Source organism: Microbacterium neimengense, from assembly GCF_054782995.1.
Genome location: NZ_BAAGRK010000003.1, coordinates 419,893 through 443,846, shown reverse-complemented (window position 1 = coordinate 443,846; position 23,954 = coordinate 419,893). Strand labels below are relative to the sequence as shown.

24 protein-coding genes are annotated in these 23,954 nt (G+C 69.6%); 15 read left to right on the top strand and 9 right to left on the bottom strand.

What is annotated here, in order from left to right:
• Nucleotides 1-3: 3 nt before the first annotated feature.
• Genes ACYVJS_RS04770 through ACYVJS_RS04760 form a run of 3 tightly spaced genes read right to left on the bottom strand, consistent with a single transcriptional unit; the run spans nucleotide 4 to nucleotide 1,988 of the window.
• Nucleotides 4-228 carry a hypothetical protein gene (locus tag ACYVJS_RS04770; RefSeq protein WP_460738272.1) on the bottom strand — a complete coding sequence of 75 codons (225 nt, stop codon included), beginning with the start codon at nucleotides 226-228 and terminating at the stop codon, nucleotides 4-6.
• A gap of 26 nt (nucleotides 229-254) precedes the next feature.
• A complete protein-coding gene (locus ACYVJS_RS04765; protein WP_460738270.1) occupies nucleotides 255-1,229 on the bottom strand; it encodes a DNA-3-methyladenine glycosylase family protein in 975 nt (324 codons plus the stop codon).
• 42 nt (nucleotides 1,230-1,271) lie between these two features.
• Nucleotides 1,272-1,988 (bottom strand): winged helix-turn-helix domain-containing protein, encoded by a 717-nt coding sequence (locus tag ACYVJS_RS04760; RefSeq protein WP_460738268.1) that lies wholly within the window; start codon nucleotides 1,986-1,988, stop codon nucleotides 1,272-1,274.
• A gap of 423 nt (nucleotides 1,989-2,411) precedes the next feature.
• Between ACYVJS_RS04760 and ACYVJS_RS04755 the strand changes: the two genes are divergently transcribed.
• The 9 genes from ACYVJS_RS04755 (at nucleotide 2,412) to ACYVJS_RS04715 (ending at nucleotide 11,304) form a co-directional block, all read left to right on the top strand.
• Complete coding sequence (locus ACYVJS_RS04755; protein WP_460738265.1) at nucleotides 2,412-3,425, top strand: LacI family DNA-binding transcriptional regulator; 1,014 nt, start codon at nucleotides 2,412-2,414, stop codon at nucleotides 3,423-3,425.
• Between the two features lie 111 nt (nucleotides 3,426-3,536).
• Entirely contained in the window at nucleotides 3,537-4,850 is a 1,314-nt protein-coding gene (locus ACYVJS_RS04750; RefSeq protein ID WP_460738263.1) for an ABC transporter substrate-binding protein, read from the top strand.
• Between the two features lie 68 nt (nucleotides 4,851-4,918).
• Nucleotides 4,919-5,899: a carbohydrate ABC transporter permease gene (locus ACYVJS_RS04745; protein ID WP_460738261.1), complete on the top strand. Its 981-nt coding sequence runs from the start codon at nucleotides 4,919-4,921 to the stop codon at nucleotides 5,897-5,899.
• On the top strand, nucleotides 5,899-6,807 hold the full coding sequence (locus ACYVJS_RS04740) for a carbohydrate ABC transporter permease (RefSeq protein WP_460738259.1): 909 nt from the start codon (nucleotides 5,899-5,901) through the stop codon (nucleotides 6,805-6,807). Before ACYVJS_RS04745 ends, ACYVJS_RS04740 begins: the two co-directional genes overlap by 1 nt.
• Nucleotides 6,807-9,032: an alpha-xylosidase gene (yicI, locus tag ACYVJS_RS04735; RefSeq protein WP_460738257.1), complete on the top strand. Its 2,226-nt coding sequence runs from the start codon at nucleotides 6,807-6,809 to the stop codon at nucleotides 9,030-9,032. Before ACYVJS_RS04740 ends, yicI begins: the two co-directional genes overlap by 1 nt.
• Nucleotides 9,029-10,474, top strand: coding sequence for a glycoside hydrolase family 1 protein (locus ACYVJS_RS04730; RefSeq protein WP_460738255.1), 1,446 nt, complete (start codon nucleotides 9,029-9,031; stop codon nucleotides 10,472-10,474). The genes yicI and ACYVJS_RS04730 overlap by 4 nt, the downstream gene beginning before the upstream one ends.
• Before the next feature lie 39 nt (nucleotides 10,475-10,513).
• Nucleotides 10,514-10,807 carry a GNAT family N-acetyltransferase gene (locus ACYVJS_RS04725; protein WP_460738253.1) on the top strand — a complete coding sequence of 98 codons (294 nt, stop codon included), beginning with the start codon at nucleotides 10,514-10,516 and terminating at the stop codon, nucleotides 10,805-10,807.
• A gap of 90 nt (nucleotides 10,808-10,897) precedes the next feature.
• On the top strand, nucleotides 10,898-11,080 hold the full coding sequence (locus ACYVJS_RS04720; protein WP_460738251.1) for a hypothetical protein: 183 nt from the start codon (nucleotides 10,898-10,900) through the stop codon (nucleotides 11,078-11,080).
• Nucleotides 11,077-11,304, top strand: coding sequence for a hypothetical protein (locus ACYVJS_RS04715; protein ID WP_460738249.1), 228 nt, complete (start codon nucleotides 11,077-11,079; stop codon nucleotides 11,302-11,304). Before ACYVJS_RS04720 ends, ACYVJS_RS04715 begins: the two co-directional genes overlap by 4 nt.
• Before the next feature lie 3 nt (nucleotides 11,305-11,307).
• On the opposite strand, the gene ACYVJS_RS04710 is transcribed toward ACYVJS_RS04715, so the two are convergent.
• On the bottom strand, nucleotides 11,308-11,934 hold the full coding sequence (locus tag ACYVJS_RS04710; protein WP_460738247.1) for a TetR/AcrR family transcriptional regulator: 627 nt from the start codon (nucleotides 11,932-11,934) through the stop codon (nucleotides 11,308-11,310).
• A 116-nt stretch (nucleotides 11,935-12,050) separates the two neighbouring features.
• Between ACYVJS_RS04710 and ACYVJS_RS04705 the strand changes: the two genes are divergently transcribed.
• Nucleotides 12,051-12,878: an oxidoreductase gene (locus tag ACYVJS_RS04705; protein ID WP_460738245.1), complete on the top strand. Its 828-nt coding sequence runs from the start codon at nucleotides 12,051-12,053 to the stop codon at nucleotides 12,876-12,878.
• A gap of 18 nt (nucleotides 12,879-12,896) precedes the next feature.
• Here ACYVJS_RS04705 and ACYVJS_RS04700 read toward each other — a convergent pair whose 3' ends face one another.
• A complete protein-coding gene (locus ACYVJS_RS04700; protein WP_460738243.1) occupies nucleotides 12,897-13,385 on the bottom strand; it encodes an 8-oxo-dGTP diphosphatase in 489 nt (162 codons plus the stop codon).
• Nucleotides 13,386-13,467: 82 nt separating this feature from the next.
• Between ACYVJS_RS04700 and ACYVJS_RS04695 the strand changes: the two genes are divergently transcribed.
• The 4 genes from ACYVJS_RS04695 to ACYVJS_RS04680 all read left to right on the top strand — a co-directional run bounded on the left by ACYVJS_RS04695 (nucleotide 13,468) and on the right by ACYVJS_RS04680 (nucleotide 19,340).
• Complete coding sequence (locus tag ACYVJS_RS04695; protein ID WP_460738241.1) at nucleotides 13,468-14,628, top strand: exonuclease SbcCD subunit D; 1,161 nt, start codon at nucleotides 13,468-13,470, stop codon at nucleotides 14,626-14,628.
• Complete coding sequence (locus ACYVJS_RS04690) at nucleotides 14,625-17,585, top strand: AAA family ATPase (protein WP_460738239.1); 2,961 nt, start codon at nucleotides 14,625-14,627, stop codon at nucleotides 17,583-17,585. Before ACYVJS_RS04695 ends, ACYVJS_RS04690 begins: the two co-directional genes overlap by 4 nt.
• 70 nt (nucleotides 17,586-17,655) lie before the next feature.
• The gene (locus ACYVJS_RS04685; protein ID WP_243233624.1) at nucleotides 17,656-17,835 is read left to right on the top strand and encodes a hypothetical protein; all 180 of its coding nucleotides are present in this window, start codon (nucleotides 17,656-17,658) and stop codon (nucleotides 17,833-17,835) included.
• 2 nt (nucleotides 17,836-17,837) lie between these two features.
• Nucleotides 17,838-19,340, top strand: a complete 1,503-nt coding sequence (locus ACYVJS_RS04680; protein ID WP_460738237.1) for an MFS transporter — start codon at nucleotides 17,838-17,840, stop codon at nucleotides 19,338-19,340.
• Between the two features lie 7 nt (nucleotides 19,341-19,347).
• Here the strand turns inward: ACYVJS_RS04680 and ACYVJS_RS04675 are convergent, their stop codons facing one another.
• Genes ACYVJS_RS04675 through ACYVJS_RS04665 form a run of 3 tightly spaced genes read right to left on the bottom strand, consistent with a single transcriptional unit; the run spans nucleotide 19,348 to nucleotide 21,058 of the window.
• Complete coding sequence (locus ACYVJS_RS04675) at nucleotides 19,348-19,905, bottom strand: phosphorylase family protein (RefSeq protein WP_460738235.1); 558 nt, start codon at nucleotides 19,903-19,905, stop codon at nucleotides 19,348-19,350.
• The gene (locus ACYVJS_RS04670; RefSeq protein ID WP_161594077.1) at nucleotides 19,905-20,048 is read right to left on the bottom strand and encodes a hypothetical protein; all 144 of its coding nucleotides are present in this window, start codon (nucleotides 20,046-20,048) and stop codon (nucleotides 19,905-19,907) included. Before ACYVJS_RS04670 ends, ACYVJS_RS04675 begins: the two co-directional genes overlap by 1 nt.
• A gap of 59 nt (nucleotides 20,049-20,107) precedes the next feature.
• Nucleotides 20,108-21,058: an aldo/keto reductase gene (locus tag ACYVJS_RS04665; protein ID WP_460738232.1), complete on the bottom strand. Its 951-nt coding sequence runs from the start codon at nucleotides 21,056-21,058 to the stop codon at nucleotides 20,108-20,110.
• A gap of 177 nt (nucleotides 21,059-21,235) precedes the next feature.
• Between ACYVJS_RS04665 and ACYVJS_RS04660 the strand changes: the two genes are divergently transcribed.
• A complete protein-coding gene (locus ACYVJS_RS04660) occupies nucleotides 21,236-21,814 on the top strand; it encodes a hypothetical protein (protein ID WP_460738230.1) in 579 nt (192 codons plus the stop codon).
• 16 nt (nucleotides 21,815-21,830) lie between these two features.
• Here the strand turns inward: ACYVJS_RS04660 and ACYVJS_RS04655 are convergent, their stop codons facing one another.
• A complete protein-coding gene (locus ACYVJS_RS04655; RefSeq protein WP_460738228.1) occupies nucleotides 21,831-23,888 on the bottom strand; it encodes an NAD(+) synthase in 2,058 nt (685 codons plus the stop codon).
• Nucleotides 23,889-23,954: the final 66 nt, after the last annotated feature.

Here is a 23,954-nt window from a genome sequence, read left to right as displayed (position 1 = left end):
AGCTCAGAGCTGGGCGCCGTCGTCGTCCCGGTCGTAGATGCCGACATTGCGACCTCGCCACGACTCGTAGGCGATGAGCCATCCGATCGACACGATCAGAGCGAGCAGCAGGCCGATCCACACCGATCCCAGGGCGATGCCGACAATGATGCCCACGGCGAACAGGGCGAGCGTGCCGAGGATCCACATGGTGCGACCGCGGGGCCAGCCCGTGCGCGAGTTCGTCATGGGCCCAGCGTAGGGGGGTGGACGACTCAGTGCGAGCGGTGATCCTCGGGCGCCAGGCGCGCACCGCGGCGCTGCTCGTGGACGCCGCTGGCTGCCAGCAGCCGGATCACCCGCTGCCGCTGCCCCGCCCACGGGGCGAGTAACTCGAGCATGGCGTCGTCGTCGACCCGGCGGCCGGTGAGTGCATGCCCGACCTCGTGGGCGAGGTGGTAGTCGCCGACGCTCACCGCGTCCGCGTCGCCCCAGGCGCGGATGCGCGTCTCTGCCGAGGTCCACGGGCCGATGCCGGGAAGGCTCGTGAGGATGCGGTCGCGCCGGGTGTTGTCCGATGCCTCCGCCAGTGCGCGCACGATGCTGTCGCCGTGGGCCGCCGCCTTGACCACCGCGCGCGACTGCGGCGGCTCGAGTCCTGCGCGGTGCCAGGCCCAGGAAGGGATGCGTCGCCACTCGTCGACGGAGGGTGGCGCGAACATCGGTCGCGGGGTGGGACCGGGGGCGCGCTCGCCGAACCAGGTGACGATTCGACGCCATGCGCCGAATGCCTGCAGGCCCGTGACCTTCTGCTCGAAGATCGCGCTCGCGAGGGCGTCGAAGACGAGGTCGGTGCGGCCCAGGCGCAGGCCCGGGTGGCGATGGTGGGACGACGCGATGAGCGGATGCCGGGAGGCGTCGAAGTCGCCCTGGTCGTCATGCGCGCCGCACAGGGCAGGAGCCTGGTCGAGCACCCAGTCGGCTCCGGGGCCCCAAGCCGCCAGGCGGATCCCGACGCCGCTCGCGCGGAGGGCGAGGGTGGCGATGCCTTCGGGGGTTCTGCTCGCGCGCCAGATGACGTGGCCGTCCACGACGAGGGTGGGGTCGTGGGCGCCGCGCCGCTGGAAGACGACGGTTCGATGGAGATCCACCTCGCCGTGAGGGCGGTAGACGCTTTCGCGAGGTCGCGAATGCGTCGGCGCTGCGGACCGAGGCAGGCGTCGCCCGATCGTCGAGGCGCCCGCATCCATGTGCACACCTTACGTCGGCCCGCCGACAGCGAGCCGACCGACTCAGAACCGGTCGGGGGAGGGCGTTCCGTGGCCGTATCGGATGGCGACGTCGGCGTGCCGGTCGAAGCGGTAGCCGACTCCGCGCACCGTGCGCACGATGTCCTCGAAGCGCCCGAGCTTGGCGCGCAAGCGCCGCACGTGCACGTCGATCGTGCGCTCGCCGGGAGCGTCTGCGTCGCCCTGCTGCCAGAGGGAGCCGACCAGCTCGGCGCGCTCGATCGTACGTCCCTCGCGCAGCACGAGATACTGCAGCAGCTCGAACTCCTTGAACGTGAAGGCAGCGGACTCGCCGTCGATCAGGACGCGCTTGCGGGAGATGTCGACGACGACGCCGGCCTCGGCGCGCTCCTCGACCTCGATCTCGGGCTTCGTACGGGCCACCGCGGAGGGCTCGTGCAGCGCGAGGCGCACGACGTCGACGTCGCGGCCGCCGGCGCCCACGGGGGCGAGAGCCACGGTCGCGTAGGTCTCGGCGGCGGGGGCCAGATCGTGCAGCGTGCGTCGAAGCGCCTCGACGATCGTGCCGAGGGATACGCCGGAGGCGGCGGCCTTCGCCTCGTCGAAGCCGACGTAGAGCGCGAAGCCGCGCGGCGCTGTGCCGGCGGGAAGACTGCGCTCGGCGGCGGGGGCCGGAGCGGGCGCTGCGGGAGCGTCGGTGACCAGACGCAGGGCGGGGCGGGCGGTGGGGCGGTCGTCGAGAGCAACGGGAGAGGACATGTGCGGATTCCTTGCCGGAAGAGGAACCGGGACTCGTGCCCGATTCGCGTGTTGTCAGTCGCGGCCCAGGGTCAGGGCCGGGTGCGCAGCATCACAGAGCGGATGCAGAGGACGCGCGGCGCTTCAGATGCGCGGCGGCGTCGGACGGGGTGACCGAGTCAGCGGCACATTCGACAACACATGACAATGCGGCCGGCCATCATGGAGCCGGCAGTCCCGTTCGCCTCCCAGGCGGACAGAGAACGTGCATCGTCAGTCATGTGGCCGATTATGACGTGCCGGGCGTGTCTGCGTCAAACGCGCCGCGGGCCATCGATTTGTTGTTTTCTCCGCGAAACATGTTGCGCTGGCATCCGATCGTGTTCTACAGTCCTGGACGAAGCAGCGTCGAAGCGCTTCGACCAACCCGGCGAAGAGGATGAGATGGTCACGATCAACGAGGTGGCACAGGCCGCCGGCGTGTCGATCTCGACCGTCTCCTACGCGCTCAGCGGCAAGCGGCCCGTCGCCGTGGACACCCGTCGTCGTATCGAGAAGGCCGTCGCGGAACTCGGCTACAGCCCGAACGCCGGCGCGCGCATGCTCGCCGGGCGGCGAACGCAGATCTTCGCGCTCACAGAACCGCTGCGCATCGACACCCACGCCCCGACGCACATGGCGTTCGTGCTGGCCACGGCGGTCGCGGCCAGGCGCAACGACTACGACATCCTCCTGCTGACCGACGAGGATGCCCAGGCGGGGATGCGTCGGGTCGCCGCCAGCGGCCTGGTCGACGCGATCCTGGTGCTCGACGTCGCCCCCGACGATGCCCGAGTGGCGCTGTCCCGCGAGATCGCCCTTCCCAGCATCTTCATCGGCGTTCCGAACGATCGGGACGGTCTCGTGTGCGTCGACCTCGACTTCGAGCGCGCCGCCGCCCTCGCGGCCGACCGGCTCATCGATCTGGGCCATCGCTCGATCGGCATGCTGGGCCATCCGGAGATCTCCTACGAGCGCTCGAACTTCCCGCCGCGCGTGCGTGCCGGCTTCGAGCGCGCGGCCGAACGCCGCGGTGTGCCCACCGCGTTCCGCTACGCCGGGCAATCGCGTCCCACGACCGCGACGATCCGCGACGGGGTCCGGGGGCTGCTGGCCGAGGGCGTGAGCGCGATCGTGCTGCACTGCGCGGAGGACGTGCACCAGGGCGTGCTCGACGCGCTCGCGGATGCGGGGCTCAGCGTTCCGGGCGACATCTCGATCGTCTCCGTAGGCTCCTCCTTCGACACCGCCGCCCTTAGCACGCCGCTCGACTCGATCCCTCTCGTTCCCGCCGAAAGCTGCGAGCTCGCCGTCGAGCTCGCCGTCGCCGCCCTGTCCGGATCCGCTCCGGAACCGGGCGTGCACCTCATCGCCCCCCACTACCTCGACGTCGGCTCCGTCGCCGCCCGGTCGAGATGACCCTCCCGTCCCCGTCCCTTCTCCTGCGCGTTATCGAAGCGCTTCGATAAGCCGCTTCGCCCGTCCCGCAACACCCGACCACCGACGGTCACCATGAAAGGAGTGCCGAAGATGGCACGCATCACATCACGCACCACACACCGCTCCCTCATCCTGCTCGGCGGCGTCGCCGTGGCAGCCCTCGCCCTCAGCGCATGCTCGGGCGGCGGCGGCAGCCCGGAGGACTCCAACACCCTGACGCTCTGGCACTACGAGGGCGAAGACAGCGCCATGGGCAAGGCGTGGGACGAGGCGATCAAGGTCTTCGAGGACGAGACCGGCGCCAAGGTGGACTTCGAGGCCAAGGGCTTCGAGCAGATCCGCTCCACCGCCAGCCAGGTTCTGAACTCCGACGAGGCGCCGGACATCATGGAGTACAACAAGGGCAACGCGACCGCGGGCCTTCTGGCCAGCCAGGGTCTGCTCACCGACATCACCTCGGCGGTCGAGGAGAACGGCTGGGCCGACAAGCTCGCCCCGTCGCTGCAGACCACGGCCCGATACAGCGAGGACGGCGTCATGGGCGGAGACGCCTGGTACGGCATCCCGAACTACGGCGAGTTCGTCACGGTCTACTACAACAAGCAGGCCTTCGCGGATGCGGGCCTCGAAGTGCCGACGACCTACGACGAGTTCGTGAAGGTGCTCGACGCGTTCGTCGCCAAGGGCGTCACACCGCTCGCCGAGGCGGGTGCGGAGTACCCGCTCGGGCAGCTCTGGTACCAGCTGGCGCTGAGCAAGGCCGACCGCTCGTGGGTCGACGACTACCAGCTCTACAAGAACCCGGTGGACTGGAACGACGAGCCCATCACCTACGCGACCGACACCCTCAAGGAGTACGTCGACGCCGGCTACATCTCCCCGGACGTGGCGGGCATGAAGGCGGAGGATGCGGGCACCGCGTTCATCGCCGGCAACTACCCGATCTTCGTGTCGGGCAGCTGGTGGTACGGCCGCTTCACCGAGGAGATCAGCGGGTACGACTGGGGCATCTTCAACTTCCCCGGCAGCAAGCTGAGCCTCGGCTCCTCGGGCAACCTGTGGGTCGTTCCGGAGAACGCGAAGAACAAGGATCTGGCCTACAAGTTCATCGACATCACGCTGCGCCCCGAGATCCAGGCGATCATCGGCAACAACGGCGGAGTGCCGGTGGCGGCGAACGAGTCCGACATCACGGATGAGAAGAGCAAGGAGCTCATCACCGCGTTCAACTCGATCCTCGACTCCGACGGCCTCTCGTTCTACCCGGACTGGCCCACGCCGACGTTCTACGACACCCTCGTCGCCCAGCTGCAGAACCTCGCCAACGGCAGCTCCACGCCGGAGCAGGTGCAGACCGGACTCGGTGACGAGTACGAGTCGTACGTCTCGAGCCTGCGCGGCTGATCCCCGGTGGCGGAGGGGCGCCCGCCCCTCCGCCATCCCCATTCCTTCGACCAAGTGAGGAGACGGTCATGTCCGCCGTCCCGTTCGTGCGGCCGCCCAGAGCGCGGCGCGCCAAGCCCCTTCCCGAGGAGCCGCTGATCCCGCAGCGCGGGCGCGGATCCGTCGGCTACTGGCTCTACCTCATCCCCGGGCTGATCCTGCTGAGCGTCGTGATCCTGATCCCCCTCGTGTGGAACATCTACCTCTCCTTCACGAGCTGGCGCGGCATCAAGCCGCCGGAGTGGATCGGCGTCGAGAACTGGGTGCGCCTGTTCGGCGACACGAAGTTCTGGACGTCGTTCGGCAACAGCATCTGGATGATCGTCGCCATGGTGATCCTGCCCACGGTGCTGGGCCTCATCATCGCCGCCCTCCTGTTCGACGTCGTCGGCCGCAAGTACGGCGGGCGCCTCGCGAGCTTCCTGCGCGCGACGTACTACCTTCCGCAGATCCTTCCCGCGGCCATCGCCGGCATCGTCATCGGCTGGGTACTGCGCCCCGACGACGGCGCCCTCAACACGATCCTCGAGAGCATCGGTCTCGGATCCCTCGCGCACAACTGGCTCGGCAGTCCCGACACCGCCCTCGGCGCGATCATGGTCGTGCTCGTCTGGGTGCAGCTCGGGTATCCGATCGTCGTCTTCATGGCGGCGTTGCAGCGCGTCGACCCCGAGCTCTACGAAGCCGCCGAACTGGACGGCGCGAACTGGTTCCAGCGCTTCCGCTCGATCACGATGAGCATCATCCGCCCGGAGATCTTCGTCGTCACCCTGACCTGCACGATCGCGGCCCTCAAGGTCTTCGGCCCCGTGTACGTGCTGACCCGCGGCGGTCCCGGTACCTCGACGATCGTGCCCGCCTACTACGCCTACAGCGAGTTCTTCCAGGCGCAGCAGGTCGGGTACGGCGCCACCATCGCCACCGCACTCACCATCGTCATCGCGATCGTCGCCGTGCTCTTCATCCGCGCGCAGAACGCGGCGGAGCGCAAGGAAAGGGAGGGCCGCTGATGTCCGCCACCATGGCTGTGACCACCACGAAGGACGGGCGGCGCCCTTCGCCGCGCGTGCCGCGGCGCGGTCGCGGGGGGATGACCCGCCCGCGCGGCATCGACTGGCTGATGCTCGCCTTCGTCATCGTCGGGGCGATCGTCGTGATCGCGCCGTTCTATCTGATCCTCGTCAACTCGTTCAAGTCGCCCGCCGACTACTCGAACGGGGGACCCCTCGCCCTGCCCAGCCAGATCGACTTCACGGGTCTCGCCGCGTTCTGGGAGCGTGTCAACTTCCCCGAGAAGGTGTGGAACTCGTTCTTCATCTCCGGGATGGTCGCGCTGCTGGCCGTGCTCATCTCGGTGCTGAACGCGTTCGCGATCGGCATCGGACGGGTGCGGGGGCGCAGCTGGATCGTGCTGCTGTTCCTGCTGGCGAACCTCCTGCCGCAGGAGGCGCTGCTGTACCCGCTCTACTACCTCTCCAAGGCGGTCGGGCTCTACAACAACGTGTGGTCGGTGATCATCATCTTCACGGTGATCCAGGCCGCCTTCGGTACATACCTGCTCGCCTCGGTCTACGGCACGTTCCCCAAGGAGGTCCTGGAGGCAGCGGCGATGGACGGAGCCAGCCGCTGGCAGATCCTGTGGCGCGTCGTCTTCCCGATCAGCCGCCCGACGCTCTCGGTGCTCGTCATCTTCTTCTTCATCTGGACGTGGAACGAGTTCCTCATCCCGCTGACGTTCCTGGTGTCGAACGCCAACCAGACCGTGCCAGTCGCGATCAGCGTCCTGCAGGGCGACCGACTCATGGACGTCACCACGACCAGCGCCTCGGCCCTCCTGGGTCTGATCCCCACCCTTCTCTTCTTCCTCATCTTCCAGCGCACCCTCACGCGCGGCATCACCGCAGGAGCAGTCAAGTAATGAAGTTCACCGATGGTTTCTGGCAGCTGCGTCCCGGGGTCACGGCGTTGTACGCGCAGGAGGCGTACGACATCTGGGAAACCGAGACGCTCGACGGCCCCGGCCTGGTTATCACCGCCCCGACCAAGGTCATCGAGCGCCGTGGAGACACCCTGAACCGTGCGACGCTGACGGTGACGCTCTCCTCGCCCGCCGAGGGCGTGGTGCGCGTGCGCATCGTCCACCACGACGGCGGCACCCCGCCGCTCTCGTTCGGTGTCGCGCCCGCACCCCATGCCACCGAGGTCGAGGCGGATGCGGCGGGCGCACGCCTGCGCACCGGATCGCTCACCGCGCGCATCGCCGCGGGGGCGCCCTGGTCGCTGGAGTTCTTCTCCGGCGAGAGGCGGCTGACCGGCAGCGGACACAAGGCGCAGGGCTACATCACCCTCGCCCATGACGCGCAGGTCGACCCCGGCATCGTCGACAACGCTCGCGCGGGCGGCAGCAGCGCCCGCGCCCACACGTTCGTCCACGAGCAGCTCGACCTCGGCGTCGGCGAGCTGATCTACGGGCTCGGCGAGCGCTTCGGCCCCGTCATCAAGAACGGGCAGAGCGTGGAGATCTGGAACGCCGACGGCGGCACCTCCAGTGAGCAGGCCTACAAGAACGTCCCGTTCTACGTGTCCAGCCGCGGCTACGGCGTGCTGGTGAACGATCCCGGACACGTCTCCTACGAGATCGGCTCCGAGACGGTCGAACGGGTGCAGTTCTCCGTGCCCGGCGAAGTGCTCGAGTACTTCGTGATCGACGGCCCGACCCCCAAGGACGTGCTGACCCGCTACACCGCGCTCACCGGCCGTCCGCCGATCGTCCCCGCTTGGTCGTACGGTCTGTGGCTGTCGACGAGCTTTACGACGGACTACGACGAGGCGACCGTCACCTCGTTCATCGACGAGATGGCCGCGCGCCAGCTGCCGGTGTCGGTCTTCCACTTCGACTGCTTCTGGATGCGCGAGTTCAACTGGTCCGACTTCGAGTGGGACCCGCGGGTGTTCCCCGATCCCGACGGGATGCTGCGGCGACTGCACGAGCGCGACCTCCGCGTGTGCGTCTGGATCAACCCCTACATCGCCCAGCGCTCGCCGCTGTTCGCCGAAGCGGCGGCTCAGGGCTTCCTCGTGCGGCGCGCGGACGGTTCGGTGTGGCAGTGGGATCTGTGGCAGGCGGGCATGGGGCTCGTGGACTTCACGAACGCCGACGCGACCCGCTGGTATCAGGACAAGCTCCGCGCTCTCGTCGCGCAGGGCGTGGACTGCTTCAAGACCGACTTCGGCGAGCGCATCCCGCTCGAGGTCGTCTACGCCGACGGCAGCGCTCCCGACCGGATGCACAACCTCTACACGCACCTGTACAACAAGGCGGTGCACGAGGTGCTCGTCGAGGCGCGCGGAGCGGACGACGCGGTGCTGTTCGCACGTTCGGCGACGGTCGGCGGGCAGAGCATGCCGGTGCATTGGGGCGGAGACAGCACGTCGACCTTCGTGTCGATGGCCGAGACGCTCCGCGGCGGCCTCTCGCTCGCGTGGAGCGGATTCGCCCACTGGAGCCACGACATCGGCGGGTTCGAGGGCACCCCCGATCCCGAGGTGTTCAAGCGTTGGACGGCCTTCGGGCTGCTGAGCTCCCACAGCCGTTTCCACGGTTCGGAGTCGTACCGCGTGCCATGGAACTTCGACGAGGAGGCTGTCGAGGTCACTCGCATCTTCACGCAGCTGAAGATGCGACTCATGCCGTATCTGTTCCAGCGCGGTGTCGAGGCCGCATCCGACGGTGTGCCGCTGCTTCGCCCGATGGCGATGGAGTTCCCCGACGACCCGACCTGCGCCCACCTCGACCGGCAGTACATGCTCGGCGGCGACCTGCTCGTCGCGCCGGTGTTCTCGGCGGACGGCGAGGTGGAGTTCTATCTGCCCGACGGCGAGTGGACCCACCTGCTGACCGGCGAGCGCGCCGCAGGCGGGTGGCACCGGGAGCGTCACGGTGTCGACTCGCTGCCGCTGTACGTGCGCCCCGGCGCCGTCCTGCCATGGGGCGCCCGCGACGACCGGCCTGACTACGATTACCTGGAGGGGCTGACGCTGCGGGTGTTCCCCGGCGGAGAAGGCACCGCCGAGGTGATCGTGACCACGCCCGACGGACGCAGCGAGACGCTGCGCGCAGACCTTGCGGAGGTGACCCGATGAGCACGGGCAACGCGGATTTCCGAGACAGCGGGCTGGTGTTCCCTCCCGGATTCACGTTCGGGTCGGCGACGGCGTCGTATCAGGTGGAGGGGGCGGCCGCAGAAGACGGTCGCGGGCCGTCGATCTGGGACACCTTCAGCCACACGCCCGGACGGGTCTGGAACGGCGACACGGGCGATGTGGCGTGCGACCACTACCACCGTTGGGAGAGCGATCTCGACCTGATGGCGGAGCTGGGACTGGACGCCTACCGGTTCTCGATCGCGTGGCCGCGGATCATGCCCACCGGAACGGGTGAGGTCAACCGCGCCGGCATCGACTTCTACTCGCGTCTGGTCGACGGGCTCCTCGAGCGCGGCATCCGTCCCGTGGCGACTCTCTACCACTGGGATCTTCCGCAGCCGTTGGAGGACGCGGGCGGGTGGCCCGTGCGGGCCACCGCGGATGCCTTCGAGCGCTACGCCGAGGTCATGGGTGCAGCGCTCGGGGACCGGGTGCACACCTGGACGACACTGAACGAGCCGTGGTGCTCGGCCTACCTGGGCTACGGCCAGGGCGGTCATGCCCCGGGGCGCCACGAGCCCGCGGCGGCCCTCGCGGCGGTGCACCATCTGAACCTGGCGCACGGGCGTGCCGTCCGGGCGCTGCGGGCGACGTCGACGGGCGATCCGCAGTACTCCGTGACCCTCAACTTCCACGTCCTGCGTGGCGTGGGGGAGAACGCGGATGAGGCGATGCGTCGGATCGACGCGCTCGCGAACCGTGCGTTCACGCATCCGATGCTGAAGGGCGAGTATCCCGCCGATCTGCTGGAGGACACCGCATCCGTCACGGACTGGTCGTTCGTGCACGACGGCGACCTGGAGCAGATCAACCAGCCGATCGACGTGCTCGGCGTCAACTACTACTCCACGGCGACCGTTCGCCTGTGGGACGGCTCCTCGCCGCGCCAGCAGAACGACGGGCACAAGGCGAGCGCGGGCGGCACCGCCTGGCCCGGCAGCGATCAGCTCGTCGAGTTCGTCGAGCAGCCGGGGCCGTACACGGAGATGGGCTGGAATATCGCACCGGAAGGCCTCGAGGAGCTGCTCCTCGCGCTGCGCGACGAGTTCCCCGCGCACCCGCTCATGATCACGGAGAACGGCGCCGCCTTCGCCGACGACGTCGCACCGGACGGCGCCGTGCACGACGCCGAACGCGTCGACTACCTGCAGCGCCACCTCACCGCCGCGCACCGGGCGCTCGAGCAGGACGTGGACCTCCGCGGATACTTCGTGTGGTCGCTGCTGGACAACTTCGAGTGGGGCTACGGCTACGCCAAGCGGTTCGGCGTCGTGCGGGTCGACTTCGACACCCTCGAGCGCACCGTCAAGGACTCGGGCCTCTGGTACCGGCGTCTCGCGCGCACCCGCGCGATTCCGGCGTCCGACGAGCTCGGTTGAGACGCCCTCGGTCACCCCGCGACGGCGTAGCCTGGCGGGGTGACCGAGTTCCGCTTCGAAGACCAGACGGATGCATCCCGCTACGCGTTGTACCTCGGCGACGACCTCGTGAGCGTCCTCGACTACCGCGACGACGGGAGCAGCGTCTCGATGACGCGGGCCTTCACCGTGCCCAGCTTCCGCGGCCACGGCTACGCGGGCGAGATCGTCGAGCGCGCCGTGAGCCTGCTCGAGCAGGCGGGCGATCGTCAGATCGTCCCGATGTGCTGGTACGTCGCCGACTGGTTCGCCGCTCACCCCGAGCGCGCGGGCATCCTCCAGCAGCGGGTCTGAGCGCTCTACCGTCGCCGTCGACGGGCGTCAATCCCCTGAGCCCACCCGCACACGTTCCGGGATGCTGAACCTGAGCAAAGGGAGTGCGCCATGGACGATCGCGATCTGCCAGAGGGTGTGATCAACGCCGACCCGCCCGGGGGCTGGGAGAGCACCTCCGACGAGGAGGCAGCCGAGCAGAACGAGCGCGCCGAGGCTTCGCCGGAACTCGTGGAGTCCGACGAGGCGTCCCGGGGCGTCGATGCCGACCTGACGACCGGAGACGACGAATGAGCACGGAGTCCTTCCCCGAGGGCACGCAGGACGAGCCCGTCATGGACCAGCACATCGCCACCCGCGAGGACAAGGTGAGCGGCATCATCGACCAGACGCGCGTCGACGTGAGGGGCCTGCCCATCGAACGCGTCATCGACGTGCTGCGTCAGCGGTTCTCCGACGCCGGCATCGAGACGGATGACGCGGAGCTGGCGAGCCTCGCCGAGCAGGTCAACGCGTAGGCCCTACGCGGCGGGCGTTCCCGGCGTCTCCGCCACGGGCTGCGCGATGAGGGAGTCGGCGCAGGAGAGCTCGATGAGATCGAGGATCCCCTCGAGTCCCTGCTGCAGCAGTGCACTCGACAACTCCGGGTCGTCGATGGCTCGCGAGAGTTGCAGCGTGCCGATCATGGATGCGAAGAGCCCTGCGGCACGCACGCGTGCGTCCTCTGTGGGCAGGAATGCGGCGACATCGTCGATCATCGCGAGCATGCCCGAGGTGTAGTGGTGCCGCGTCCGTGCGCTGCTGTGGACGACATCCTCGAGCAGCGCTGCCGAGGGGCAGCCGCCCTCGTGATCTGCACGGTGTTCCGGCGACAGGTAGAGACGGGCGAACTGCTCGAAACGCTCCCGGGTGAAGGGCTCCCCGCCGTAGGCCTCTCGCTGTCGCTGCAGCTGATCGCTGACCACCGCGCAGACGAGATCCTCCTTCGACTCGAAGTGGGCGTAGAACGCGCCATTGGTCAGTGACGCGTCGGACATGAGCGCGGATATCCCCGCTCCGTCGACGCCCTCGCGTTTGAAGCGGCGGCCGGCGCGATCGATGATGCGCTGTCGCGTGGCTTCCTTGTGGGCGCTGTTGTACCGGGCCATCAGATCTCCAGGATCGAACCTTCCGGGCGAGATTCGCATCGTGAGGACGCGGTGCCGATGTGATTGGATTACGATCATACTCTAATTGATCGACAACGAACCGAAGGTGGAAGCGAATGAGCGAACGAGTCGAGATGGCGCGGCGTGTGGCAGTGGTCACCGGCGCGAGCGGAGGCATCGGGCAGGCGAGCGCACACGCTCTCCGCCAGGCCGGCTTCATCGTCGTGGGGACCAGTCGCAATGGCGACTCGGACGCGGCGGCCGACGACAGGGGGCTTGCCCGCCTGGATGTCGCCGACGATCGGTCGGTCGAGGCTCTCGTCGCCGACGTCATCGCGAAGTTCGGTCGCATCGACGTGCTGGTGAACAACGCCGGCGCGGGACTGGCGGGCGCTGCGGAGGAGGCGTCGATCGCGCAGGTTCAGCAGACGATCGACATCAACCTGACAGGGGTGATCCGGATGACCAACGCCGTCCTGCCCCACATGCGTGACGCGGGTCGTGGCCGCATCGTCAACATCTCCTCTGTGCTCGGCGTCATCCCGGCGCCGTTCATGTCGCTGTACGCGGCGACGAAGTTCGCCGTCGAGGGATACTCGGAGTCTCTCGACCACGAGGTGCGCACGAACGGCATCCGGGTCTGCCTTGTCGAGCCCGGCTACACCAAGACCGGGTTCGAAGCGAACACCCGCTGGGGCGACACGCCGCTTCCCGCCTACGAACAGCAGCGAGCATCCGTGCGCAAGGTTCTCGCCGAGGCGATGCGCACCGCTGACGCGCCGAAGGTGGTCGCCGACGTCGTCCTGACAGCGGCAACGGTCGCCAACCCGAAGGTGCGCTACACCGCCGGCCGTGCCGCGAAGGCAGGCAGCCTCCTGCGACGCCTGGCGCCCGCATCCGTGTTCGACGCGCAGATCCGCAAGCTCAACGGGCTGACGGCATAGGGCGAGGACACCCGAGCCTCACGCGGCGGGCGTGCCCGGCATCTCCGCCACCACGGTCGCGAGGTCGTCCCCGAACGTGTAGCCCCCGTACGCGGTGCCGCCGCGAAGCACCGCGGGCAGCCACCGGCGCGCGTCGTCCCACATCCGGTCGTACGGCACCGCGTCGAGCCCGAACCAGGCCGGCACGATCTCGTCCGTCTCGACGGGCTCCGCCACCGGCGCCCGGTAGACGAAGACGTGTGAACGCTGCGACCAGCTGTCGCGGGAGGGGAAGCGGTAGACGAGTCGGCCCACCGGCTCCAGGAGCGCGGGGTCGATCTCGAGCCCCGTCTCCTCCCGCACCTCACGAACGGCCGCGTCGACGATGCTCTCGCCTGGTTCGGTGTTGCCGCCGATGCCCACGACACGGCCCAGGCCCATGCCCGTGCGCTTGTAGCCGAGCAGCACCTGCGCATCCTGCGCATGACCGCGCAGGATGTAGACGACGCAGACGTCGCGGATGGCCATGCCCGCCACCTTACGGCGGCAATGTTTCGGAACTGTGGCGAGGGTGCGCCGCCGTGTCCGGGGCCGCCCGTACCGTGAACACATGCGGATCCTGCACACCTCGGACTGGCACATCGGGCGTACCTTCCACGGCTACACCACGATCGATGCCCTGCGCGGTGTGCTCAGCGAGATGGTCTCGATCGTGCGCGAGGAGGCCGTCGACCTCGTCGTCGTGGCCGGCGACGTGTTCGACTCGGCCGCCCCCGCCCCCGAGTGCTACACCGTGCTGACAGACGCCCTCGTCGGGCTGCGCGACGCCGGGGCGCAGGTGATCGTCACCAGCGGCAACCACGACTCGGCCGCACGCCTCGGGTTCCAGGCCCGGCTGCTGCGCGACGGCATCCACGTTCTCACCGATCCCACCCGCCTCGCCGTGCCCATTACGGTGCACGACGCGCACGGCCCGGTGCACGTCTACGGCATCCCCTACCTCGCTCCGGCACAGGTACGTCATCTGTGGCCGGAGGCCGAGCTGCGCACCCAGGCGCAGACCCTTCAGCACGCGATGGACCTCGTGCGCGCCGACCGCGGTGAGCGCGGCGGTCGCTCGGTGGTCGTCTCGCACTGCTTCGCGGCGGGGATCGAGGCGACGCCGGGGCTGGAGCGCGAGATCCGGCAGGGTTCGCTCGACGTCGTGCCGCTGTCGGTGTTCGAGGGGCTCGACTACGTCGCGCTCGGCCATATCCACGGGCGTCAGCAGCTGAGTGACCGGGTGCGTTACGCTGGCGCACCGCTGCACTACGGCTTCGGCGAGAAGGGGCGTCGTCGAGGCGTCTGGATCGTCGATCTCGACGAGGTCGGGCTCGCGTCGGTCGCCTGGCGCGATGTGAGCATCCCGCGCCGTCTCGAGGTGCTGCGCGCACCTCTCGACGACCTGCTGACCGATCCGCGCTTCGCCGACGCCGAGTCGTCATGGGTGAGCGCCGAGTACACCGATGCGCTGCCGCAGCGCGATGTCATGCGCCGGCTGCAGCAGCGGTTCCCGTTCTGCGCGAGCGTGGCGCATGCCCCCGACCGCGCGGATGCCGGAGAGGTTGCCAGCTACGTGCAGCGCGTCCGCCAGGCTCGCAGCGATCGCGAGCTCATCGACGCCTTCCTCGGTCACGTGCGCGAGGGCGAAGCCGCGTCGCCCGCCGAGGCGGAGCTGCTGCGCGCCGCGCTCGCCGAGAAGCAGGACGCTCTCGTCGAGGCCGGGGCGTGAGGCTCCACCGGCTCGAACTGGCGGGTTTCGGTCCGTTCCGCGACCGGCAGATCGTCGACTTCGACGCATTCGCCGACGACGGCATCTTCCTCATCGCCGGACGCACCGGCGCGGGAAAGTCGAGCGTCCTCGACGGCGTCGCGTTCGCCCTGTACGGCAACGTGCCGCGCTACGACGGTCCCGACAAACGTCTGCGCAGCGACCACTGTTCACCCGAGGACCCCACCGAGGTCAGCCTCGAGTTCACGGTGGGTGATGTGCGCTGGCGCGTCGTCCGCTCGCCCGAGTACGCGCGGCCCAAGCTCCGCGGCGGCGGGATGACGACGGAGGCGGCGCGCGCCGAACTGTTCGAACTCGTCGAAGGCACCTGGATCGGCCGCGCTTCGCGTCCGCGCGACGTCGCCGAGATCCTCGATCGGGTGCTGGGACTGAATCTGCAGCAGTTCCAGCAGGTCATCCTGCTCGCGCAGAACAAGTTCTCGCGGTTCCTGCTGGCCCGAAACGATGAACGTCAGGCGCTGCTGCGCACCCTGTTCGGCACCCGACGCTACGAGGACTACGCCCGTGAGCTCGACGACCGGCGTCGCGAGACGCAGCAGCAGCTGCGGGAGCGAGGCGTGCACGCCGAGGCGCTGCTGACCGAAGCCGAACTGCTCGTCGACGAGAATGCCGAGCAGCCCGCATCCGACGACCTCGCCGCACGGCGCGACGCGGTGCGCACCGCGAGCGAACGGGCGCGCTACCGCGTCGAGACGGCCGAGATCGCGCGGACGAACGCCGACGACCTGTGGACGAAGGCATCATCCGAGCTCGCGCTGCGCGAGAACCAGCTCCAGTCGGAGCGCGCCCGCGCTGAGGCGGATGCCCGACTGGCGGCTCTCGAGGCCGAGGCCGAGGCCGTCGCGCAGATCCGCGTCGAGCGTGATCGAGCGGTCGCCGCGGAAGCGTTGCGCGGCGCGATCGAGCGTGCTGCCCGGACGGCTGTCACCGCGCAAGCCGCCGCCGCGGAGGCCGCCGTGGCCGAGCAGGAGTGGCTCTCGGCCGGAGAAGACCCCGCAGCGGATCTCGACGCCACCGAGGAGACCCTGACGGGCGAACTCGCCCGTGTCGATGCCGCGGCCGAGAGCGAGCGCCAGCTGGAGGCGCTCGAGGCGGACCTCGAGACCGCTCGCCGCGCGGTCGTCGATGCCGGCGAGACGCTGGCGCGGCTGGCAGCGGAGAGGGCGGAATCGCCCGCGCGTCGTGACGCTCTGCAGGCCGCCCGTGGCGAAGCCGCCGTCGAGGCGAGTCGGATCGCTGATGCGGAGACCGGAGTCGAGACGGCGCGGAACCGGCAGGAGGCGGGCCGGCGCGCTGCCGACCTCGACGCACGACTGACCACGGCCGAGGCCGCGTACACGGCCGCGCTCGACGCCTCCGCCGCAGCATCCGCCGCCCTGGCGCGGCTGATGCGCCGACGCGTCGCGGAGCGCGCCGGCGAGCTCGCCGCCGACCTGGTGCCGGGTGAGCCCTGTGCCGTCTGCGGGTCCGTCGAGCACCCGCATCCCGCGCCGCGCGCAGACGACGCCGTGACGGACGAGACGATCGCCGTTGCCGAAGCCGCCGTCGTGCAGGCACGCGAGGACGAGACCCGAGCAGCCGATGAGGCGCGGGGACTGAGGGACGAGCTGACCGGAGCCCGCGCGGTGGCGGGGGCAGTCGGTCCGGATGAGCTCGACCGCCTGCTCTCCGACGCGAACGACGCGCTGCGCCGAGCCCGCGACGCGCAGTCCCGCCTCGACGGCATCGACCGCGAGCTGGCTCTGTTCGACGCGCAGCAGAGCGAACTGGCCGCGGCGATCGACCGCGCAGCCCACGACGAGCGGGAGGCGACCACGCGGGCCGCCGCGCTGTCGGCGCGCCGGGCGGAGATCGCGCAGACCGTCGAGCGGGCGCGTGAGGAGTTCGAGGACGTGGCCTCCCGTCGCGCCGCTCTCGTGGCCCGCCGGGATCGCGCGCGTCGACGGCGCAGCGCGCAATCGGCGCTGGTCGTCGCGCAGGAGGCGGCGGATGCGGCGCTCGCCGAGATCATCGAGGGCGCCGAGCGGGCGGGATTCGCCGATCCTCTGGAGGCCGCCGACGCCCTGCGACCGCGGGCGCAGACGACGGTGCTCAGCGAGCGGGTCGACGCGCACGAGCGCGACCTCGCCCTGGTGCGGGCGCGGCTGCTCGAGCTGCAGCTCGAACTCGCCGGTGTGCCGGACGAACAGGTCGAGCTCGGCGAGGTGCGACGGGCGGCGGCGGAGGCGGACGAGGCCCGCGGGAGCGCGATCGCTCAGCTCAGCCGTGCCCAGGCGACGGCCGACCGGCTCGCCGATCTCGTCGTCCGCATCGATGCGGCGTACGCATCCGTGGCCGAACTCGCTGAGGATGCGGCGGTCATCGCCCGTCTCGCCGACACCCTGCTGGGGCGCGCACCGAACACCCGGCGGATGACCCTCGAGACGTTCGTGCTGGCGGCCGAGCTGGAGGAGATCGTCACCGCGGCCAACGTACGCCTCGCCGAGATGTCGGCGGGGCGGTACAGCCTCCACCACTCCGACGCGCTGGCCGCCCGCGGCGCCGCATCCGGACTGGGGATCGAGGTCATGGATGCGTTCACCGGCCAGCTGCGCCCGCCTCAGTCGCTGTCGGGCGGCGAGACGTTCCTCGCCTCGCTGTCGCTCGCGCTGGGCCTTGCCGAAGTGGTCACCGCGCGCGCCGGCGGGATGCGGCTCGACACCCTGTTCATCGACGAGGGGTTCGGCTCGCTCGATGCGGAGACGCTCGAGCTCGCGATGAGCGTGCTCGACGAGCTCCGCGCGGGAGGGCGGACGGTGGGTGTGATCAGCCACGTCGAGGCGATGAAGGACCAGCTGCCCGCCCAGCTGACGATCGAGGCGACGCCGCAGGGGCCGAGCGTCATCCGCCAGCGTTGACGACGATCGACGAATCGTCGTGCGACGCAAGCCGGGACCGCGGCCAGGCATGCGCGCCTAAGGTGGAAGGGTGAGCAAGAACACCCTGTGGACGGTGCTGGCCGTCATCGCATCGATCGTGATCGGCTGGTTCCTCGTCAACCTGCTGTTCTCGGTGATCGCCTTCGTCTTCAAGCTCGTGATCGTCGCCGCTGTCGCGCTCGTCGTCTTCCTGGTGCTGCGCTCGGCCCTCAGTCGCAGCGGGGACTGAGAGTGGCGACCGCCGGCGCGTCTGGGGCTCACCCGGTCACGACCGACATCCCGCTGAGTTCCGCCGCGCGCTGGCGAGCGTTCTGGGTATGCGTCGCCGTCGCCGGCCTCACGATCCTCGATCTGTCCAAGGTCAATGTGGCGCTGCCGTCGATCGAGACGGCCTTCTCCGCCGGTGCGACCGAGCTGCAGCTCATCGTGTCCGGCTACGTGCTCACCTTCGGCCTGTTCCTCGTGCCGATGGGACGCATCGGCGATCAGCGATCCCGCCGTGCTCTGTTCCTGATCGGACTCACGCTGTTCACCGCCATGAGTGTGGTCTGCGCACTCGCGCCCAACACCTCCGTGCTGCTGATCGCACGGCTGCTGCAGGGTGCAGCGGCGGGCATCCAGATGCCGCAGGTGATCGGGCTGATCCAGCAGCTGTTCCAGGGCAAGGAACGCGGCCGTGCGTTCGGCCTGTTCGGCGCCACGATCGGTGTGGCGACGGCGTTCGGGCCGACGCTCGGTGGTCTGCTCATCGCCGTGGGTGGTTCTCAGGACGGGTGGCGGTGGATCTTCTGGATGAACCTTCCGCTCGGACTGATCGCCATCCTGCTGGCAGCCCTCCTCCTGCCCGCCACACGCACTCGCTCGCACCGCAAGCTCGCCCTCGACCCCATCGGCGTCATCCTCTTCGCGCTCACGGTGCTCTCGCTCATGTGGCCGTTCCTGTTCACCACGGGGGCTCCCGGGGACGATCCGCGACGGTGGTGGCTGCTCGTGCTGTTCGTGCTCTTCGCGGCCGGGTTCGTCGCGTGGGAGCAGCGCTATGCCCGTATCGGCAAGCAGCCGCTCATCCCGCTGAAGCTCTTCCGGATCGGCTCGTACCGCAACGGCACTCTGCTGCAGGCGACCTACTTCGCTGCGGCGCCGTCGATGTTCCTCCTGACCACGCTGTACCTGCAGAGCGGCCTGCACATCGAGCCGGTCTTCGCCGGAATGGTCACGATCGGATTCGCCCTCGCCAGCGCGGTCTCCTCGTTCGTCGGCGGCACGCTCGTCGTGCGATACGGGCGACCCGTGGTCGTCGTCGGGCTCGGGCTCGTGCTGGCGTGCGTCGCGGGTCTGGTCGCCACGGCGCTGTACGTCCCCGACGCCATCACGCCGTTCGTGATGGCCGGTGTCATGGTCGTCGGCGGTATCGGCGGCGGACTGGTCATCTCGCCCAACCAGACCCTCACCCTCGCCGACATCCCGGTCCGCGATGGGGGCCTCGCCGGATCGGTCGGGCAGCTCGGGCAGCGCATCGGCACCGCTGTGGGCACCGCGGTGGCTCTTGCCCTCTTCTACGCCACGGTCTATCGCGAGGACGGCACCACCGCGGAGGACGCGGTGGTGTTCCACGACGCGTACGGCTTCGGGATGGTGACCGTCGCGCTGTTCGTCGCGGTGGCCTTCGTCATCGCCGTGGCCGACCTCGGCGCGAGGCGTCGTTCCCAGAAGGTCGCCGACGCGGCATCCTGATCGGCGATCAGACCCCGTAGTCGGCGCGGATGCGCTCGCGCAGTATGTGGCTGCAGGCGGTGACGGCCGCATCCCAGTCGGTCATCGCGTCGTCCTGAGCGTTGTCGGAGACCGCCTTGAGAACGCGGATGGGCACCCCGAACTCAGCGGCGACCCAGAAGTACGCGTACGTCTCCATGTCGACGAGGCCGGCGCCGAGCGAGCGAATGAGCTTCACGGCCTCGGCATCGTCGACGAAGGAGTCGCCCGTCGCGATGATGACGCCCTCGCGATCATGGCCGACCCGCGCGGGCAGCGACAGGTGCTGGCCGACGACGCCGTCGGGGTCGGTCACATCGTGCTGGATGGCGCCGGCGATCTCATGCAGATCGCCCTGCAACAGGGGGTCGAGGCAGCCCGCGGTGCCGACCACCACGATCTCCTCGTAGTCGGCGGCGCTGAGCGCGCGCGTGAGGTTCACGGCGGCCGGGAGCTTGCCGGGGCCGGTGATCAGCCGGTCGAATCCCTCGAGCTCTGCCGGGAAGGCGACCACCTCGCTCTCGAGCGCTGCGACGAGCAGGCGCATCAGTTGCCGCCCCCGCTGACGATGCCGATGATCCCCGAGATGAGGAAGAAGAGACCGACGCCGGCGACGGCGATCCAGATGCCGATGCGGGTGGCGGAGGGCTTGCCCTGGTCGTCGCTGGGACCGGAACCGAAAAGACTCACCCTGTGAGCGTAGACGAGCCCGCGACGATCATGGTCGTCGCGGGCTCGACTGGGAGTGCTCAGGAGGTGGGCTGCCAGGCGGAGAGGCGGTCCAGCTCGGCGATCTGCTCGCTGGTCAGCGTCACGCCGACGCTCGTGAGCAGATCGGGGACCTGCGACGCGCGGGAGGCGCTCGCGATGGGGGCCACGACAGTGGGCCGCTGGCGGAGCCATGCCAGTGCCGTCGCCGCGATCGACGCGCCGTGCTCGGCGCCGATGCGCTCGAGGGCGTCGATGATGGCGAGGCCCTGCGGTGTCGCGTACTTGGCGGCGCCCTCGGCGCGGGGCGAACCGGCACCCGCCGCATCCGCCGAACGGTACTTGCCCGTGAGGAACCCCGACGCCAGTCCGTAGTAGGGCACGAGCGCGAGGTCGAACTCCTCCGCGACGGGGATGATGTGCTCCTCCACGTCGTTGCGGTGGACGAGGTTGTAGTGCGGCTGCACGGCGATCGGCAGCGGCCCGCCGGCGGCCTGGGCGAGCTCGATCCACTCGCGGATGCGGTCACCCGAGTAGTTGGAGACGGCCGTGTAACGGATGAGGCCGTCGTTCACGAGGTCGGTGAACGCGGCGACGGTCTCCTCGAGCGGCGTCTCGGGGTCGTCGAAGTGGGCGTAGTAGAGGTCGATCGTGTCGACGCCCAGTCGCTTCAACGACGCCTCCGCGGCCGCACGGATGTTCTTCGCGGACAGACCGCGGAAGTCCGGGTGCTGGCTCACCTTCGTGGCGATGACGATGCCGCGGGGCTTGCGTGCGGCCAACCACTCGCCGATGAGCGTCTCACTCTCGCCTCCCCTGTTGCCCGGCACCCACGCGCTGTAGGCGTCTGCGGTGTCGATGAAGTTGCCGCCGCCGTCGTGGAACGTGTCGAGGATCTCGAACGAGGCGTCACGGTCGGCCGTCCAGCCGAACACGTTGCCGCCGAGGGAGAGACCGAAGACGTCGAGGTCGCTGCGTCCGATGCGGGTCATGATGTCCTTTCGTCGCTGCTGCGCACGGTCAGTGTGCGCGCACTCCCTATGAACAAGACGGGGATGCCGCCGCCCATTCCCATTACTTCCGGGATCGGCCGATCGCCGCGTGGCGGGCCCGGGCTAGTGTCGAAGACAGGGCGCAGACGGCTGTGCCCGCGATCTCGGGAGGCAGCGATGGAATCGGTCGTTCTCGACACCCCGGCGGGAATCGATGCTCGACTCGGGTGGGACCCCTCGGTCACCGCGCACGACCGCAAGCGTCTGCTGGCTCGGGCGATCATCGGTGCGCGACTCGGCGTCGACCCGGCCTCCGTGCGCATCGAACGCGAAGCGCCCACGACGTTCGGCCACCACACGCGACTCATCGCCTCGCTCGACGGCGAGGAGCTCGATCTCATCGTGACGGTCGCGGAGTACCGCGCGGCCAATGTCGTCGCGGTCAGCGAACCCGGCGTGCGCGTGGGCATCGACCTGCGCGACCTGCATCCCGATACGCACACCCGCGCTGTGATGCGGGCGCAGAGCCAGATGTGGGAGGGTGCGACGGATCTGGACCTGCTCGCCCACTGGAGCCGCGCACAGGCGGTGCTCGCCGCGGACGGGCGCGGGCCGCGACTGTCGGCCACTGCCGTGAAGCTCGATCAGGGCGGCCACCGCGGGTGGGTGCGGGATCGACCGACGAGCTACACGATCCAGGACCTGTCCCGGAACGCGTTCGTGATCACGCTCGCCTGGGCTCCCGAAGAGGACTGATCGGTCTTCGGCGCACTCAGGCCTCGAGGGCGGCGTCCAGCTCGCGGAGCCACGCGGCGGCGTTCCCGTCGCTCGGCGCTCGCCAGTCCCCACGCGGCGACAACGATCCCGCGGGGGAGACCTTCGGCCCGTTCGGGATCGCGGTCCGCTTGAACTGCGCGAACCCGAAGTAGCGCCTCAGGAACACCCGCAACCACTGCACGATCGTCTCGCGGTGGTAGCCGTACCGCTCGTCATCGGGGAAGCCGGCCGGCCAGAGTCCCGCCTCTGCATCGGCGAAGGCGACTTCGGCCAGATACGCGATCTTGGACGGCCGCATCCCGAAGCGCAGGATGTGGAAGAGCGTGAAGTCGTGGAGGGCGTACGGGCCGATGGCGTCCTCGGTCGACTGCACCTTGCCGTCCTCTCCGGCGGGGACGAGCTCGGGGCTGATCTCGGTGTCGAGGACCGCCTGCAGCACGGCGGCCGTGCGCTCGTCGATGCCGACGCCGTCGGCGATCACCCAGCGGATGAGGTGCTGAATGAGCGTCTTGGGGACACCGGCGTTGACGGCATAGTGACTCATCTGGTCGCCGACGCCGTAGGTGGCCCAACCGAGCGCCAGCTCGGACAGGTCCGAGGTTCCGATGACGATGCCGCCGTGCCGGTTCGCGAGGCGGAACAGCAGATCGGTACGGACCCCCGCCTGCACGTTCTCGTAGGTGACGTCGTAGAGAGGTTCGCCGTCCGCGGCCGGGTGGCCGATCCCGCGCAGGATCTCGGTGGCGGCAGGACGGATGTCGATCGTCTCGATCGTCGCACCGATCGCCTCGGCGAGCTCGATCGCATTGGACTTGGTGTCGTCGCCGGTCGCGAAGCCCGGCATCGTGTACGCGAGGATCTCGCTGCGCGGACGTCCCATCCGATCCATCGCGCGGGCGACGACCAGGAGCGCGTGGGTAGAGTCGAGGCCGCCCGAGACCCCGATGACCGGGCGCGGGGACCCGATCGCCCGCATCCGCTGCTCGAGTCCGGAGACCTGGATGCTGAATGCCTCATAGCAGTCCTGTGCGAGGCGCGCGGGGTCGGCCGGGACGAACGGGAACCGTGCGACGGGCCGGCGCAGCCCCGTGAGATCGACGGGCGGGTCCAGCCGGAAGTGGATCGTGCGGAACGCGCCCACGCGATCGGCGAGCGAGCGCCGGTTGTCGTCGAAGGTGCCCTGGCGCAGGCGATCCTGGCGGAGCCGGTCCAGATCGACGTCGGCGACGCTGCGGCGCGTCGCGTCCGGGAACCGATCCGTTTCGACGAGCAGCTGGCCGCCCTCGTAGATCATGGTCTGGCCGTCCCAGGACACGTCGTTCGTCGACTCGCCTTGGCCCGCCGCGGCGTAGGCGTAGGCGGCCAGGCAGCGCAGCGACTGGGACTGCGAGAGTAGCTTGCGGTCGTCGGCGCGGGCGATCGTGACCGGGCTGCCGCTGAGGTTGAGCAGCACCGTGGCCCCGGCGAGGGCGGCCTCGGACGAGGGCGGCACGGGAACCCACATGTCCTCACAGACCTCGGTGTGCACGACGAGCCCGTCCACATCCAACGCCTCGAACAGCAGATCGGGTCCGAACGGCGCGTAGAGGTCGCCGATGCGGATGTCGCCGCCGCGCTGGTCGTCGCCCGGGGCGTACCAGCGGCGCTCGTAGAACTCGCGGTAGGTGGGAAGCATCGACTTCGGGGCGACGCCGAGGATCTCGCCGCGGTGGATGACGACCGCGCAGTTGTAGAGGCGGTTGCCGTGGCGCAGCGGCGCGCCGACGGCCAGCACGGGGCGGAGATCCACGGATGCGGCGACGATCTGCTCGATGGCCACCACCACGGCATCCAGCAGCGGGTCCTGCAGCACGAGATCCTCGATCGCGTAGCCGCTGAGGCTCAGTTCGGGAAAGAGTGCGACCGCGACGCCGTCGTCGTGGCAGGCGCGCGCCTCGGCGAGCACGGCCTCCGCGTTCGTCGCAGGATCGGCCACGCTGACCGGGATCGTGACGGCGGCGACGCGGGCGAAGCCGTGCCGGTAGGGGTTCGTGAAGGGCAGGTGCGTGCTCACGGGTCCAGTCTGGCACCCGTACGGGCGCGCTGAACGGGGTTGCGTCGCCGGGGCGCTGTCGGCGGC

Excerpts from the sequence above, each read along its gene's own strand:
- ACYVJS_RS04770 (WP_460738272.1), bottom strand. The coding sequence starts at position 228 with ATGACGAACTCGCGCACGGGCTGGCCCCGCGGTCGCACCATGTGGATC.
- ACYVJS_RS04765 (WP_460738270.1), bottom strand. The coding sequence starts at position 1,229 with ATGGATGCGGGCGCCTCGACGATCGGGCGACGCCTGCCTCGGTCCGCA.
- ACYVJS_RS04760 (WP_460738268.1), bottom strand. The coding sequence starts at position 1,988 with ATGTCCTCTCCCGTTGCTCTCGACGACCGCCCCACCGCCCGCCCCGCC.
- ACYVJS_RS04755 (WP_460738265.1), top strand. The coding sequence starts at position 2,412 with ATGGTCACGATCAACGAGGTGGCACAGGCCGCCGGCGTGTCGATCTCG.
- ACYVJS_RS04750 (WP_460738263.1), top strand. The coding sequence starts at position 3,537 with ATGGCACGCATCACATCACGCACCACACACCGCTCCCTCATCCTGCTC.
- ACYVJS_RS04745 (WP_460738261.1), top strand. The coding sequence starts at position 4,919 with ATGTCCGCCGTCCCGTTCGTGCGGCCGCCCAGAGCGCGGCGCGCCAAG.
- ACYVJS_RS04740 (WP_460738259.1), top strand. The coding sequence starts at position 5,899 with ATGTCCGCCACCATGGCTGTGACCACCACGAAGGACGGGCGGCGCCCT.
- yicI (WP_460738257.1), top strand. The coding sequence starts at position 6,807 with ATGAAGTTCACCGATGGTTTCTGGCAGCTGCGTCCCGGGGTCACGGCG.
- ACYVJS_RS04730 (WP_460738255.1), top strand. The coding sequence starts at position 9,029 with ATGAGCACGGGCAACGCGGATTTCCGAGACAGCGGGCTGGTGTTCCCT.
- ACYVJS_RS04720 (WP_460738251.1), top strand. The coding sequence starts at position 10,898 with ATGGACGATCGCGATCTGCCAGAGGGTGTGATCAACGCCGACCCGCCC.
- ACYVJS_RS04715 (WP_460738249.1), top strand. The coding sequence starts at position 11,077 with ATGAGCACGGAGTCCTTCCCCGAGGGCACGCAGGACGAGCCCGTCATG.
- ACYVJS_RS04710 (WP_460738247.1), bottom strand. The coding sequence starts at position 11,934 with ATGGCCCGGTACAACAGCGCCCACAAGGAAGCCACGCGACAGCGCATC.
- ACYVJS_RS04705 (WP_460738245.1), top strand. The coding sequence starts at position 12,051 with ATGAGCGAACGAGTCGAGATGGCGCGGCGTGTGGCAGTGGTCACCGGC.
- ACYVJS_RS04700 (WP_460738243.1), bottom strand. The coding sequence starts at position 13,385 with ATGGCCATCCGCGACGTCTGCGTCGTCTACATCCTGCGCGGTCATGCG.
- ACYVJS_RS04695 (WP_460738241.1), top strand. The coding sequence starts at position 13,468 with ATGCGGATCCTGCACACCTCGGACTGGCACATCGGGCGTACCTTCCAC.
- ACYVJS_RS04675 (WP_460738235.1), bottom strand. The coding sequence starts at position 19,905 with ATGCGCCTGCTCGTCGCAGCGCTCGAGAGCGAGGTGGTCGCCTTCCCG.
- ACYVJS_RS04665 (WP_460738232.1), bottom strand. The coding sequence starts at position 21,058 with ATGACCCGCATCGGACGCAGCGACCTCGACGTCTTCGGTCTCTCCCTC.
- ACYVJS_RS04660 (WP_460738230.1), top strand. The coding sequence starts at position 21,236 with ATGGAATCGGTCGTTCTCGACACCCCGGCGGGAATCGATGCTCGACTC.